Source organism: Streptomyces sp. NPDC001728 (assembly GCF_040297565.1).
GTDB lineage: Bacteria > Actinomycetota > Actinomycetes > Streptomycetales > Streptomycetaceae > Streptomyces.
Map to the genome: position 1 here is coordinate 1 of NZ_JBEOZK010000037.1, position 14,182 is coordinate 14,182.

Genomic DNA, 14,182 nt, shown 5'->3' on the forward strand with positions numbered 1-14,182 from the left:
GCCTCCTGCGCGTCCGGCGACCAGGTCCGCGCATCCCCCACCAGATCACTCACACACTGTCAACGAGCCTGAACTCAAAGCGTTTCGGATCAATAAGAAAGCGCAGCCATACCGTGCCCTTCTTCACCCATGTCCAGACAGCTGACGAAGCCGATGCCCTGATCGCCGATCTCGTAGGCGAGGGCCTCTGTCCCCTTGACGCGCTGAGCCGCCACCTTGGCACCGCCCGGCTCAGCCTCGATCCAGAACGCAAGGAGGTCTGGTGGGCCGCGCTCGACCGTGAAGTCTGGGCCGTGGAGTCAACAACACCCGGCCGGTGCCTTGAGCGCATCAGTGAACATGCCGATCCGGCCTGGGCCTCAGAGCCGCTGGCGTGCGCCGACTACCGACGCATCCTCGATACGCTCCTTCCCGCGGGCGGATTCGTGGAGTGCAGGGGTGGCTCGGCCTGATGCAGAGCGGTCGAGCGTGTCGGGTCGACGTCGACCGTCGCGCCCAAGGCCCCCGGCGCGCTCAACACCGCCTTGGCGACTCGTCGCATGAGTCGACCCAGCTGACTTCGGCGTCGCGGAAGGGCTGGAACGACACTGGCGAATGGTCGAGCGCGAGGCCCGGCCGCCATGCGGTCAGACACTGGCTGCTGGGCACGAACAGGGGAGCGGGCAGCGCGTTGAGCGGCCAGAACCGCCAGGAGCCGATGGTCTCCTCAATCTGTTGCGGGATGCCCCGCCAGGTCTTGACGACGACGGGCACTGTCATCCGGACGACGTCGCCAACGTGGTCGAGGAGGGTGCCCAGCGGCTGCACTTCAGTGGGCTCCGCCATGAGGCCGGTCTCTTCGGCGAGCTCGCGTACCGCGGCCTCGGCCAGCGTCTCACCGGGTTCGACGGTTCCGCCGGGCAGCTCCCACGTCCCGCGTCGGTGGCGGCCGAGCAGGAGGCCACGCGGCCCGTGGACGATGACGCCGACGCCGAGGGCGGTGTTGGGAGGCGGGGGTGCGGTCGTTCGGGGGCGGCTCGGTACTCGGGCGGGTCGACGGGCCGTGTACAGCCGGTACGACAGCGGCTGTCCGGCCTTGAGGGAGTCTATGGTCGAGACCGTCTCCAAGGTGAGCCTGTGCGCGACGAGGAGGTCCTCCCACAGCTGGGGTTCGAGGACCCACATGTGGACGGTGAGGTCCTCGGTGGTGCCGGGCAGTCGCAGGATCTCCGGGCGCGGGGCGACGGTGGGCGAGGGGTCGACGCCGGCCGAGTTGGTGTGCAGCGCGCTGAACAGCAGGCGGCCTCCGGGCCGGAGGGCATTGGACAGTGAGGGCAGGAGTCGGTTCGGGTCCACGAAGGGGATGCCGCCGATGGAGTAGATCAGGTCGTACGGGTCGGTGCGCTGCAGGTGGGTGACGGCATCCGCGCACACCAGTTGGAGGTCCGGCGTCGCTGGGTACCGGGCGAGGGCGCGCTGGTGCTGGGTGGGGGAGGTGTCGAGGGCGGTGACCTTGGCGCCCTGGGAGGCCAGGAAGGCGGCGTGGCGGCCGAGGCCGCTGCCGAGGTCGAGCGCGCGTAACCCTTCCAGGTCGCCGAACACCTCGGCCCCAGGCCCGGCGCCGGGGATGTCCCATGCCCACTCGTCCAGTTCCGGCAGCTCGACATCGCGAGCCAGCTGGTGTGCGCCGTAGGTCGTCCAGACTTCTTTGTTGTGCTGCTCGGCGTTCGTCATTCAGCGTCTCCAGCAGATTGAGGCGGTCAGGGACGGAGGGCATAGCAGCGGAGAACATCGAGATCGGCGGTATGGACGTGGGACCACCCGGCCGCGAGCGTCTCAGCCTCCGAGAGCGTGATGCCCAGGTCCTTGAGGCGGTGATCGTGCTGGCGTCGGCCGGAGATCTCGGTCACCACCCAGAAAGTTCCGCCGGGTGCGAGGAGCCGCCGGACGCAGTCGAGGAACGCTGGTTTGTCGTCCATCCACCGGTAGACCAGGCGGCAGATGATCACCGCGTACGCCGGCTCCGGCAGGGACGAAAGATTGCCGGTGGTGATGTCCAGACACTGCCACACCGGCCCGAGCCCTAGCCCTAGCCCCGAGCTTCGGGAGGCGGCGAGGGCGACAGCACTGGGTGAGCAGTCGATGCCCGTGGTGCGGTAGCCGAGGTCATGGAGGTGGCGGGCCAGGGCGCCGTCGCCGCTCCCGACGTCGAGGGCGGTGCGTCCGCGGCCGGGTCCGATGTGTCCGTCCAGTAGCTGGGTCTCGGCGTCATCGAGTTGCCGGTACCGGCGGCCCTGGGCCCACAACGGCTCCCAGTAGGCGGCGGTGGAGGTCATCTCGGTCATAGGGCTCCTTGGCGTGTGGGCGGCGCAGTGCAATAACTGCCGCGATCGGAGCCGGGTCAGTCATGGAAGCTGCCGAGAACGAAGGAACTGGCTGGCCCTGGCAAGGTCCTCCGGTGTGTCGACCGCGAGCCCGTCGTCCACGACGGAGAGCATCTGTAGGCGGTGCCCGTGCTCGACGAAGCGCAGCATCTCCACGCCCTCGGTCCGCTCCAGCGGCCCGTGCGGGAGTTGGCGGAACAGCCTGAGGGCCGTTCCGGTAAAGCCGTAGAGCCCAAGCTGCCGCAGGTATTTCGGTCGGTCGCCCCTCGGATAGGGGATGGGCTGGCGGGAGAACATCAGGGCGTTGCGATCTGCATCGACGACGACCTTCACGACGTTGTGGTCCAAGACCGCGCCGGCATCTTTCAACTCCGTGTACCCGTTCACCGCGAGTGTGCCCGGCGCCAGGTGCTCCAGGGCTTCGGAGACCGCATCGATCGCGGCGGGGGAGATGAACGGTTCGTCGCCCTGCACGTTGATGTACGCGTCGGCGTGCAGGCGCTGCGCGCACTCCGCGACGCGGTCGGTCCCGGTGGGGTGGTCTCCCGTGCGCATGCACTCGATGCCCAGTTCGCGGCACGCCTCCTCGATGCGTTCGTCGTCGGTGGCGACCACCACGCCGTCGAGGCGCTTGGCCTCCATACAGCGTTGGTGAACGTGCCAAACGAGCGGCTTGTTACCGAGCCGCGCCAGGGGCTTGCCGGGAAAGCGGGAGGCGCCCCAGCGGCAGGGAATGACTGCTATGTGTCGGCGTATGGCAGTGCGTGGTGAAGTGGTGGCAGCCACGAGCTGCTCCTGTCGGTGAGTATCGAGCGTGGGTGCGAAGGCGTGGGCAGCCCGTTATGCCGCGTGGCCGTACGCGGCGGAACCGGTGGCCAGCGCCTGCATGTGGGCTCGCATGCCGGTGTGGAGGTCTACCTCGGGCCGCCAACCGAGGACCTCTTGGGCGCGGGCCGGGTTGGCGCGAGTGGTGAGTACATCGCCGCTGCGCGGGTGCTCCTGGTGAATCTGGATCTCGCGCCCGGCGAGGCTGTTCGCGATGTTGATCACTTCGAGCAGGGAGGCGCTCGAACCGCCCCCGACGTTGATCACCCCGCTGGCCGTCGGGATGGTGGCCGCGGCGATGGTGGCGGAGACCGCGTCATCGATGTATGTGAAGTCCCGGCGCTGGTGCCCGTCCCCGTACAGACGCAGCGGTCGGCCGCCCAGGGCGGCCGTGAGAGCGCGGTGCGTGAACATGTCGGGGCGCTGTCGAGGACCGTAGACGGTGAAGTACCGCAGGGCGACGACGCTGGTCGGGCAGTGGGCCTGGGCGGAGTGCACGAGGCAGAGCTGCTCCTCGGCGAGCTTCGTGACCGCGTACGGGGACGCTGGCTGGGGCCGATCGGTCTCGACGCTCGCACCGCCGTCGGTGGGGCCGTAGACGCTGGAGGAGGAGGCCACCACGAGCCGGGGAACGCCCATCCGGGAGACGGCGTCCATGACGCGGTGGGTGGCGATGACGTTGGAGGCGACGTACTCGCTGAACTTCGGTCCCCACGAAGGGCGTACCCCGGGGATGCCCGCCAAGTGGAAGATGGCGTTCGCGTCCACGAGAAGCGGCTCGATCGCGCAGCTGAGGAGATCGGCGGTGACGTGCATATACCCCGGGAGCCCCTGCAAGACGGCGAGGTTGGCAGCGGCCGTGGGGTCGATGGCCGGGTCGCGTCGGTCGACGCCGACGACGATGGCGCCGGCCTGGACGAGGGCGTGCGCGAGGTGGGAGCCGATGAAGCCGGCGGCGCCGGTCACGACCGCCCGGCGGGGGACAGCGGTGGTCAGGTGGGATGGATGCTGCGGCACGGGAATCTCCATGAATCGAGGGAGGAGGCGGCTTAGGTGAGGCGGGCCAGCACGGTGCGGCCGTGGGTCTTGAGGGCGAGGTCGTCCTGCTCGTGTCCACGCACCAGGGCGGTGACGGCCTCGATCGCGCCGAAGGACTCCAACAGCCGCTGCTCGGTGTTGTTCAGCAGCTGTCCGTATCCGGCGAAGAACGCCGTTCGGAGGTTCGGGACGGCCTGCCAGCGGCGGAACTCGAGCCGGGCGAAGTCGCGGATGCGGGCGTCGCGGCGCATGTGCTCGAAGTCGCACAGCCCGAAAGCGTCGCCGAGGAGCCAGTTCCGCGGCTGGTAGTCGAGGTGGCATACGGCGCTGTCCATGAGCGTGTTCGCCAAGACGTCCGCGTTGTGGTTCAGGCGGTCGCGTTCGACCTTGGAGATGAGGTCAGCCCGGTCTGCGCGGGCGATCCAGTCGCGCAGCCGCTGGGCGAGTTCCGTGCCGACGGCGCCGGTACGCGGCACCGCAGTGGAGTGGTGCAGCTTGCCCAGCACGCGTCCGGCCTCGTAGTGGGCCTGCTCCTCCTCGGGTGACCCCGGTGTGACCGTGTCCGCCCGTACGCCGGGGACAGCGGTGAGAAGCAGGGTGCATGTTGCGTCCTGTCGGCCGACCATGTGGGGGACGTGGCCGATCAAGTGGGTCCCCCAGGCGAGATAGGCGTGCAGCTCGCGGGCATACCGGTCGCGCTCGCTGTGCTGCTTGGCGAAGAACTCGTTGCCGTCGGCGTCGACCAGGCGCAGGACGCGGGGCGGGAGAGCCGGATCGTGCACGACACGGACCGCTCCGAGCGCGCCTCGGGCCAGCTTCAGGCGCGGATCGTCGTAGATCGTGATCACGAGGCGGCCTCCTGCGATAAGGCGACCAGGTGCTCGGTGTCGTTGTGGCGGTCGAGCATCCACCTTCTCTGTCCGAGGCGGTTGAGGTGGTGCTGCCAGCGGGTGATGGAGCCGTGGGAGACCGTGAATCCGGCCGAAGAGCCGGGCGGGATCCCCAGGAGCTGGGTGTGCGCGGCGATCACGGTCTCGCCGTGCGCGGCGAACAGGACGCGTTCGCCTTCGTGCCGGTCGACGAGTTCCTGCAGGAAGCGGCCGGCCCGCTCCAGGTATCCGTTCCAGGTGTCGGATCCGGCGGCCCAGGGCTTGTCGGGATGGGCGTGCGGCCCGCCGTCGGCAGCGGTCTTCACCTCGGTCCAGGGCCGGCCGTCGGCGGCGCCGTGAACGGGACCGTCGAGACGGTCGTCCGTGCGCAGGGGGAGCCGAAGGGCCTGGCTGATGATCTCGGCGGTCTGGCGCAGGCGGATGCGCGGGCCGGAGTACAGCGCGTCGAAGGGCTTGTCGCGGTGCTCGGCGGCGAGGCGGAGTGCGAGCCGTTCGACCTGGGCGTATCCGCGGTTGGTCAGCCCGGTGCAAGTGCGGGGGCCGCCGACCAGGCCGTCGATGTTGCACTGGGCCTCGCCGTGGCGGACGAAGACGAGTTCGGTGGTGATCATGCGGATCCTTGGGGGCGGCATCGGGACGGCCAGCCGTAGCGGTAGCCGTTGCGCCCGGCGTACGGAGCGGTCAGGACGGCGTGCAGGGAGAGGAAGTCGTCGAGCCGCCGGCGATCCGTGGTGGCGAGTCGGGGGTCGTGGCGCTCGGCTGCCTCGTTGTAGGCGCGCAGGGCGGAGTCGATGGCCGGGGCCGGCAGAGGCCCGTACGTCAGGACCAACGTCGCGATCAGCTTCGCCAGGTCGTACGCCATCGGCGCCAGCGTGAGGTCGTCGGGGTCGACTGTGTAGACGTCGCCGGCCTCGGTGATGAGGAAGTTCCGGGGGTTGCTGTCTTTGTAGAAGGCGGTCGGCCCCTCGGCGGTCCTCTCCAGCAGCGTCAGCATCGAGTGGAGGGCGCCCCGGTCCGGCAGGTATCCCTGCTCCAGTCGTCTTCGCAGGGCGGTCTGCCGGGGGCCGATGTAGTCGCCGAAGGCGATGCCATCCCGGAATCGGTGCGGCGTGTTCAGGGAGGACGGTTGGAGGTCCGTGGTCCAGGCGGCTCCGTGGGCGTCGCCCAACAGCGCGGCCAGGGCCAGCAGGTCCTCGGGCCGGGCCGGGCGGCCGTCGATCCACTCGTACGTCAGACTCGTCGGCCCGACAACCGTCAGCGCCGGCAGCCGCAGTGGCCGGGCGTGCTCGGCGAGCCAAGCGTGATGGCGGGCTGCCGCGGCCACCAGGCCAGGAGCCTCGTAGCGCTTGGTGAAATACCGGAGCATCATTGCCGTCCTTCCTTCGACTGGGCCACGACGAAGGTGACGACGGACTTGGTGGTGAGGGGCCGGTCCGGCAGGAGCTCGTGCAGGGTCGCTGCGAGCGCGTCTGCGTTGCCGTAGAGGCCGGGGGCGAGGTCGTACTTCGGGTTGGTGGCGAGGTACTCGGCGACGTGGTCGTGGCCGTCGAAGGTGAAGCTGTGTTCCTCGTGCTCCACGGCGAGTACGTCGAGCGACACGGCGGCCAGGTCGGCGAGGTTGCCGCTGTGCGCCGAGACGTAGAGGCTCTCGTGTTGCTCGGCTCGCGGGTCGAGGCCGGCAGCAGCCACCAGCTGGTCCATCTCCCGGTAGCTGTCGAGGCCCTTCGTGACGAACACGGCCAGACCGCCGGGAGCGAGTGCCCGGCCGATCTCTGCGACCACAGCCTGCGGGCGCGGCGAGTGGTAGAGGCAGAACGCGGCGACGACGACATCGCACGACCCGGCGGACACGGGGAGACGGTGGAAGTCGCCCTGGTGGAAGATCACCGAGAGGCCGTGCAGTTGCCGGGCCCGCAGGCGAGCTTGCTCAAGCAGGGCCGGCGCGGCGTCGAGGCCGATGACGCGCCGGGGGCGGAGTTCCTTGGCGAGGGTCAGGCTGCTGGTTCCGCGACCGCAGCCGAGGTCCAGGACCAGGCCAAGACGATCCGGTCGCTCGTGGTGTTCGCGCACCAGCCCGACGATCGTTTTCGGTACAGGGCGCCCGGAGGTCTTCGCCCGCATCAGCGCGCTGGACCGGCCGGCCAGCCGAGAGGCGTGCCCGTACAGATCCGCCTGCCGCGTGTGGTCCAGGAAGGGATTGATGCCGCTCATGCCGCCCCCTCCCCTTGGGAGAGCGGAGAGATCAGCGGTGCTCGGCAGCGACCTTCCGCAGCCAGCGGCGCGTCTGACGCCGACTGGACAGCAGCACCACGTCGGCACGGCCCGAGGCGAACTCGCCGATCTTGGCCATGACCCGCGGGCGCATCTTGCGGCGGTACGTCGCCACGTACTTGATCACGCCCCAGTGGATGCGGTTGTGCACCCCGTTGCCCTTGTGTCCGGCCCCGTGCCGGATCTGCCGGGAGAAGATCCCGTACAGCGCAGCCACGGTCGAGACGTCCATCAGGACCACGGTGTCGCAGGCTTCGAGCCGGGTCTGCAGGGTCGCGTTGTAGTTCCCGTCGATCACCCACCTCGGCTGCGCGACCAGCTCCTGCTGCAGATCGGCGAACTTCTCCAGGGGCAGCGCGTTCCACTCGTCGTCGTAGAACGCGGCGTCCAGGTGTGTCACCGGGGCGTCGAGAATCCTGCCCAGCTCGCGGGCCAGGTACGACTTGCCGCTGCCTCCGCAGCCGACGATGGCGACCTTCTTCATGGTGCTCCAGCGTAGAGGTGCTCGGGTGCCCGGTCGGACCGGCCGCCTGGGCACGTTCGGATGATCCAGACGTGGTGGCCTGCCTGCTCAGCTGCATCAGGCCGCTCCGCGTTCCAGTGCGACGACGGGGCCGACGGCCGTGTCCAGGACCACTTCCAACCCGTCGACCTGTCGGCTCAGGCGGAACAGGTCCAGGCGGTCCAGGCAGGACGCGATCAGGTCTGCGTGCTGCTGGGTGCCGGCAATCCGCTGGAGGTGGTTCAGCCGCTCGATCACCTCGTCACCAGAGCTGACGATCAGCTCCTCGGGTACGAAGCGATCGGCGTGCACGATGTCGGCAGGGGCGAGCGGGAGGCAGCCGGCGAGCACGGCTTCGAAGATCCGCTGCGTCATCTGCCCGACGGCGGCGTACCGCTCCGGCAACATGAGCACGGTCGCCAGTGACCTGCCGTACACGCCGTGGACCGCCTCGAAGGGGACCCTGCCGAGGAACCGGACGTGCGGCCAGCGGCCGGTTCTGGTCCATTTGCCTCCGACGAGGTGATCGAAGCGTGCGGCGGCCGGTGCGAAGAAGCGGTCGAAGTGCTCGTCGCGGTCGTACTGGTTGCCGAGGTACCCAAGGACGAGGTCCCGGGGTCTCTTGGCGAGCGCGACCGGATCCGCCTCGGCCAGCAGACGATCGTCGACGGGGAAGAGCAGGCGGCGAGCCCCAGGCGTCGGTTCGAGAGCGGCCTCGCAGACAGTGGCCTGGGGAACGCGCCGCCACACGCTTTCCGTCCGGAGCTTGCGGTCCTTGTCCCAGATCACGGTCGGCGTCTTCCTACGCACGGTGTACCGGCTGATCAGTTCGGCCTGGCGGTGCAGGTCGCAGGTGTGGCCTTCGGCACCGCATGGAGTGGTGTTGCGTCCCTCGATCGCCCAGCGCCACTCCAGGAACAGGGCGTCGATGTCCGGGCTGCCGTTGTGGAAGGTGTAGGCGTTGCCCAGGTCGTCGCCGGCCTCGATCAGGTCGCGGTTGGCCTGCAGGAAGACGATCTCGTGGCCGCGGTCGACGAGAGCGTCGATCAAGGGGCGGCGGTGGCTGCGGCCCCCGTCTGGCGTGTCGGTGATTCCGCTGCCGAGGAAGCCCCAGAAGCTGTACCCGATCTTCATTTGGTGATCCACCGCCCTTCCAGCAGGAGGGCGTCCAGGCCCGAGTTGGCCAGGCAGTCGAGCGCCATCGCGGGTGTTCCGCAGATCGGCTTCCCCTTCACGTTGAGCGAGGTGTTGATCAGCACCGGCACGCCCGTGCGCCGGGCAAAGGCGCTGAGGACCTCGTGCATGAACGGGTTTTGCGCGTTGGTGACGGTCTGGAGGCGGGAGGTGCCGTTGGCGTGCACGATGGCCGGCACCAGCTCGCGTGCCTTGTCGGTCACACCGGACGCCATCGACATGTACGGCGCCTCCTGGCCGAGCGTGAAGAACTCCGAAGCCCGCTCGGCGAGCACCATGGGGGCGAAGGGACGGAACGGCTCCCGGAACTTCACCGTGGCGTTCAGCCGCTCGACGACGCCCGGCTCCCGAGGAGAGGCGAGGATCGAACGGTTGCCCAGGGCGCGGGGGCCGGCCTCGACGCGCCCCTGGAAGAGCCCGACGATCAGACCGTTGGCGAGCTGTTCGGCGAGGAACTCGGCGGCCTCGGCACCCAGCGCCTTCTCCTGGAGGCCGGGCCACGACGTGAGGTCGAGGGCCGTTCCCTCGAAGGACGGGCCGAGGTAGCAGGCCCGCGTGACGCCAGACACGGGCTGTGGGGTGCGGCCATCGTGGTGTATGGCGATGGTGGCGCCGATCGCGGTGCCGGCGTCGCCCGGGGCGGGAGGCACGAAGACCTCGTCGAACACGCCGGCCTCGATGATGCGGCCGATGCTCACGCAGTTCGTGGCGACGCCGCCTCCGACGCACAGGCGGCGGGAGCCGGTGACGGTCCGCGCTCGGCGGGCCAGGTGCAGCATCACCTGCTCGGTGCGCTCCTGGAGGGCCGCGGCCAGATCCCGGTGCACGTCGCGCAGCGGTTCGCTCGGGTGGCGTTCGGGGCACGTAGCGTCGATGAAGCGCCGGGTGGTCCTCGGGTAGCCCGAAGTCAGCACCCGCGGGGGAAAGTAGAGCGGGTCGACGGTGAAGCCCGTCGGGGTGACACGGATGGCCCGGGCGAAGAGTTTCCGGAATCGCATGGGGTCGCCGAGTGCGGCGAGCGCCATCACGGTGCCCTCCTCGTCACCGCGGCGCCACCCGAGGTGTTCGGTGACCGCGCCGTACACGTACCCGAGGGAGGCGGGATCGTTGATCGCCTCCAGGGTGCGGGTGCGTGGACGGAGCGCGTCGTGCCCGCGGGCGATGGTCGTGGTCTGCCGCTCGCCGAGGCTGTCGACGACGAGCACAGCGGACTCGTTCCACCCGGAGGCAGCGAAGGCCGCCAGCTGGTGGGCCCGGTGGTGCAGGACGGGGGTCACGCGTGCGGCGGGGAACCGTCGGCTGATGTCGCGGACACGGAGCTGGGTGCGCATCGCCACCTTGGCGAAGCCACGGGCTCGCGGCACAGCCCGGTCACGTGTGGTCGGTGACAGCGCCAGACGCAGCGCGGCCGGGGATTCGAGCAGGTAGCGGGTGGGCCGGAAGTTGTAGGCCACGGCGTCGACGTCGGTGGCGGACAGCCCGGCCTCGCTGAGCAGCCACTCGACTGCGTGGCGCGGGTAGTCCTTGGTGTGCTTCTTCTGGGACAGCCGCTCCTCCTCGACGAAGCCGACGAGCTGTCCGTCGACGAGCAGCGCGGCGGCGGAGTCGTGGGTGTACGAGCACAGGCCGAGAATGACCGAGGGCGCCTGGTCCACGGCCGCCGTCACTGCGCACCGGCCGAGGCGTGCCCCGAAGAGGTCGTGGAGCGACGGCTCAGCTCCTCGTACCAGGCGGTCATAGCCTGGCCGAGCGGCCCGTCGATCTTGTCGGCCAGGTCCGTCGCCTGCTCTCGCCGGCCGCCCTTCCAGAGCTGGTAGCTGCGCAGGGTCTCGGACATGGTGTCCCAGCCGGCGTGCCCGGTCACGTCTCGCCCCCTGACCTGATGGAGGAGGTTGTCGAAGCCCTCCCACGACGTGGTGAGGTCCGGCATGTCGGAGCTCACGACGATCGAGGTCAACTCCTCCGCCTGGTCGAGGTGGTTCTCGTAGATGTGCAGGGATCCGACGTGGTGGTGGAAGTCGCCCAGCTCGGCGCCGATCCAGCCGGCCACCAGCTCGTGAAGGACCGTGTAGAAGAACAGGTCGTACGGCATGCCGATCCATACGTCCTGGCCGCGCATCGTCGTGGACATGTGCAGGCGGCCGTCACGCAGGTAGAAGCGGAAGCCGAGCGTGCAGGGCACGTCCTTGTGCCCGGCGGCGTCCCGTGCCGGGTCGTAGAGTTGGATCAGGGCTCGGCGGGAGTCCGGGTCATGCCTGAGGATCTCCACGACGCGGGCCAGCTGGTCCACCGTGCCAGTCCACTTCCGCATCCGCGGGCCATAGGCGCCGCGCAGGACTCCGTCGTCGGCGTACTGGCGGAGCTTCGCGTTGTAGTCGAAGATCCAGGGCTCGTCCGAGCCGGAGAGGATCCAGACGGTCTCGGCCACCGCGAACGCGGGATTCAGGATCCTGGACGGGGGCGCGTACAGCAGGCGGGCCCGTGGACGGGTGAGCCGCATGTGGACGTCGAGGACCTCACGAGTCGCCATGCCGCGCGGGCTGACGCTCTCGCCGGACTTGGCCAGGGCGACGGCACCCACGAAGAGCTCGGCGATGCTGTCGGCGGTCAGGGATGTCATCGGGCGGAGACTCCTTCGCTTCGGAGGTGTTCGAGCTGAGTGCCGGAGGCGCGGCTGACGATGAGTTGCGCGACCAGGGCGGCGCTGTCGCCGCCCCAGCGGCACACCGCGTCGGTCGAGGCGGATTCGGTGGCCTTAAGCGCCTTGAGGGGTGCGGAGAGCGCGTCGGCGACGTCCCCGGCGGTGCTGCAGCGTCGCGCGAGGCCGTGGGCCGTGAGCCCGAGTGTGCGTTCGTCGGCGGTGCCGATCTCCAGGACCGGCACGCCCAAGAGGGCGGCCTCGATGCCGCACGTCGAATAGGCGCTCGCGACGACGTCGGCGCCGGCGAGACAACCCCGGGCCCCTATCTGCGGGTCGGCGACGGCCACGAGCGGCCTTCCGTCCCGCTGCAACAGCGAGGCGAACACCTCCGGGCTCTGCGCCGGGTGCGGGGCGATGACCAGTCCCCATTCGCCCTCGGCCTTCCACAGCCCGTCCAGGAGGAGGTCGGCGTGGGCCTTGAGCCGGTCGGGACCGAAGGGCTGGCAGGCCCAGACCATGATCCGGTCCGGGCTCCGCCCGGATCCGGGGACCAGCAGCTTCTTCAGGTACTGCCTCTGGGCTTCCCGCCCGAGGCCGGCGAGGATGTCGAAGCGGGGCTGCCCCAGCACGTGGACCTCGGCCTGCGGGTGCCGCGCCCACGCCTTGGCGAGCGGGGCATCGCGATCGCCCATGACGACGATGTCCCGGCTGTGCAGCGCGGGCCACGCGACCGACTCCGCAGTCCAGGCCCCGTGCTGCACATGGACCGTGTTCACGCCGTTGAGATCGGCCAGCTGGACGGCGAGCGCGCCGACGGGGCTGGTGTCGTTGCTGACGAGCAGCGTGTGTGGGCGAGACGCCTGCAGGACACCGCTCAGCCACGTCTCCAGACGGACCAGGGAGCGCCAGGACGGCTGGGTGCATCCACCGCTCGTCTCCAGCAGGACGGCCAGGAGACGGACCAGACGTGAGAGCCGGACGACGTGTTCCTCCACCTGGACGACGTGCTCGTCGTCCCGCAGCTGCAGGCGCTCCACGGCTCCGGACAGGGCGAAGAGGCCAGGGGGAGGCGTAACGAGCCTGATGCCCTCGACGGCTGGGGTGTCGCAGTGTTGCGCCGGGTCCGTGGCGAGATCGACGAGGAGGCTCGTCCGGCCACTGCGTGCCAGGTTTTCGAGCACGGGAAGCAGAGTGGCCGCATGGCGGGAAGACCACGAGAGCGCGACGACGCCGGTGCGTGGCAGCGCCGACGGGGGAGGGCTCGGCAACTGCGTCTCGACGCGCGACGGCTGCAGGTTGCTCAGCTGCGCGGTACGGAAGGGGTTGTACAACGCGGTTGCTCCGAGCAGATAGGCGATGCCGGACCACGTGACGGTGTAGGCGCGGTACTCCCGCGAGCTGCTCTCCCGTAGCCCGACGAGTCCCTCGTGCGGAGCGATCTTCAGCGGGCCGGGCGCCTCTCTGAACGGCTCCCAGGCGCTGAGGGCCATCAGCTTGCGTACGACGTGAGCCACCAGGCGACGGACCGGTACGTGCTGCACGTACAGCCACCCGGCCCCGCCCGGCGTCGTCCTGAGATCGGCCCCGTACCACTGGAGCGCGTCCATGACACGATCGACGAGCGCTTCGTGCTCCTCGGCGTCCAGAGGCAGAGCCTCCAGCTCGCTGGTCGTGATCCGGTCGGATGCCAGAGTCGCGAGCGCTCCTTCACCGACCAGTGCCCAGGCGGGCTGTCCGTTGATGTCGGCGCGCGTCAGACCGTGGACATGGCGGGAGGGCGTGGTCACAGCAGGCTCCCTTCGAGGAAGGGTCCCGGGGAGAGGAGCCTCAGCAGGTCCTTCGGGGACTCGGCGACCACGGGGGAGGGGACATCCGGGCAGCCGTACCCCCAGCTGGCGTGGACGTACGGGACTCCGGCGCGGCGGGCGGCTTCCTGGTCGACCGCCATGTCGCCCACGTACACGGCGTCGGCGGGGTCGACACCCAGGTCGGTCAGGGCGAGGAGGACCGGGTCCGGCGCGGGCTTGCCGCGACCACCCCCGTTCGGCGTGCGCACCGTGGAGAACGGGCAGCCGAGGTTGGTCAGGAGCGGGGCCGCCCGCTCCAAGGGCTTGGACGTGACGATGCCGAGAAGCCAGCCGGCGGCGACGAAGGCGTGCAGGACCTCCGCGGCGCCGTCGAGCTCGCGGGCGAGGTGGGACGCCTCGATCGACGCCGCTTCGTACGTGCGGTGAAGCCGCTCGGACTCGGTGAGTCCGAGCCGTTCCATGATGTCGGCGAAAGGCCGGCCGAGGTGGCGCTCGTACTCCTCGAACGGTACGTCGAGACCGTGCTCGTTTAGGACTTGCTGCCATGCGCGCTCCATGACCGGGCGGGTGTCGAGGAGTACGCCGTCGAGGTCGAGGAGCAGCGCCTTCGGAGGTAAAGGCGAGGGCGGGAGCAGGGTGGACATGAGGTA

Annotated in this window: 15 protein-coding genes; 1 reads left to right on the forward strand and 14 read right to left on the reverse strand. The window is 69.8% G+C overall.

The genetic code is table 11. From position 1 onward, the window contains the following. The coding region (locus tag ABT154_RS33215) for a hypothetical protein (RefSeq protein ID WP_351862008.1) at positions 1 to 452 on the forward strand (452 nt) is incomplete at its 5' end. Positions 453 to 513: 61 nt separating this feature from the next. On the opposite strand, the gene ABT154_RS33220 is transcribed toward ABT154_RS33215, so the two are convergent. From ABT154_RS33220 to ABT154_RS33285, 14 genes are all read right to left on the reverse strand, one after another. Next, positions 514 to 1,713, reverse strand: a complete 1,200-nt coding sequence (locus tag ABT154_RS33220; protein ID WP_351862009.1) for a bifunctional class I SAM-dependent methyltransferase/NUDIX hydrolase — start codon at positions 1,711 to 1,713, stop codon at positions 514 to 516. 26 nt (positions 1,714 to 1,739) lie between these two features. Further along, positions 1,740 to 2,324 (reverse strand): class I SAM-dependent methyltransferase, encoded by a 585-nt coding sequence (locus ABT154_RS33225; RefSeq protein WP_351862011.1) that lies wholly within the window; start codon positions 2,322 to 2,324, stop codon positions 1,740 to 1,742. A 60-nt stretch (positions 2,325 to 2,384) separates the two neighbouring features. Beyond that, entirely contained in the window at positions 2,385 to 3,149 is a 765-nt protein-coding gene (locus ABT154_RS33230; protein ID WP_351862013.1) for a 3-deoxy-manno-octulosonate cytidylyltransferase, read from the reverse strand. A 54-nt stretch (positions 3,150 to 3,203) separates the two neighbouring features. Then, entirely contained in the window at positions 3,204 to 4,205 is a 1,002-nt protein-coding gene (locus ABT154_RS33235; protein WP_351862015.1) for an NAD-dependent epimerase/dehydratase family protein, read from the reverse strand. A 32-nt stretch (positions 4,206 to 4,237) separates the two neighbouring features. Beyond that, positions 4,238 to 5,074: a phosphotransferase gene (locus tag ABT154_RS33240; RefSeq protein WP_351862016.1), complete on the reverse strand. Its 837-nt coding sequence runs from the start codon at positions 5,072 to 5,074 to the stop codon at positions 4,238 to 4,240. Further along, positions 5,071 to 5,727: a histidine phosphatase family protein gene (locus ABT154_RS33245; RefSeq protein ID WP_351862018.1), complete on the reverse strand. Its 657-nt coding sequence runs from the start codon at positions 5,725 to 5,727 to the stop codon at positions 5,071 to 5,073. Before ABT154_RS33245 ends, ABT154_RS33240 begins: the two co-directional genes overlap by 4 nt. Continuing rightward, on the reverse strand, positions 5,724 to 6,485 hold the full coding sequence (locus tag ABT154_RS33250; protein WP_351862020.1) for a phosphotransferase: 762 nt from the start codon (positions 6,483 to 6,485) through the stop codon (positions 5,724 to 5,726). Before ABT154_RS33250 ends, ABT154_RS33245 begins: the two co-directional genes overlap by 4 nt. Next, positions 6,482 to 7,327 (reverse strand): class I SAM-dependent methyltransferase, encoded by an 846-nt coding sequence (locus tag ABT154_RS33255; RefSeq protein ID WP_351862022.1) that lies wholly within the window; start codon positions 7,325 to 7,327, stop codon positions 6,482 to 6,484. The genes ABT154_RS33250 and ABT154_RS33255 overlap by 4 nt, the downstream gene beginning before the upstream one ends. Positions 7,328 to 7,358: 31 nt before the next feature. Further along, entirely contained in the window at positions 7,359 to 7,871 is a 513-nt protein-coding gene (locus tag ABT154_RS33260) for a P-loop NTPase family protein (protein ID WP_351862024.1), read from the reverse strand. 96 nt (positions 7,872 to 7,967) lie between these two features. After that, the gene (locus tag ABT154_RS33265; protein WP_351862025.1) at positions 7,968 to 9,023 is read right to left on the reverse strand and encodes a glycosyltransferase family protein; all 1,056 of its coding nucleotides are present in this window, start codon (positions 9,021 to 9,023) and stop codon (positions 7,968 to 7,970) included. Next, the gene (locus ABT154_RS33270) at positions 9,020 to 10,738 is read right to left on the reverse strand and encodes a carbamoyltransferase family protein (RefSeq protein ID WP_351862027.1); all 1,719 of its coding nucleotides are present in this window, start codon (positions 10,736 to 10,738) and stop codon (positions 9,020 to 9,022) included. The genes ABT154_RS33265 and ABT154_RS33270 overlap by 4 nt, the downstream gene beginning before the upstream one ends. A gap of 8 nt (positions 10,739 to 10,746) precedes the next feature. After that, positions 10,747 to 11,703 carry a thymidylate synthase gene (locus tag ABT154_RS33275; RefSeq protein ID WP_351862028.1) on the reverse strand — a complete coding sequence of 319 codons (957 nt, stop codon included), beginning with the start codon at positions 11,701 to 11,703 and terminating at the stop codon, positions 10,747 to 10,749. After that, complete coding sequence (locus tag ABT154_RS33280; RefSeq protein ID WP_351862030.1) at positions 11,700 to 13,511, reverse strand: hypothetical protein; 1,812 nt, start codon at positions 13,509 to 13,511, stop codon at positions 11,700 to 11,702. Before ABT154_RS33280 ends, ABT154_RS33275 begins: the two co-directional genes overlap by 4 nt. Then, on the reverse strand, positions 13,508 to 14,176 hold the full coding sequence (locus tag ABT154_RS33285) for an HAD family hydrolase (RefSeq protein ID WP_351862032.1): 669 nt from the start codon (positions 14,174 to 14,176) through the stop codon (positions 13,508 to 13,510). Before ABT154_RS33285 ends, ABT154_RS33280 begins: the two co-directional genes overlap by 4 nt. Positions 14,177 to 14,182: the final 6 nt, after the last annotated feature.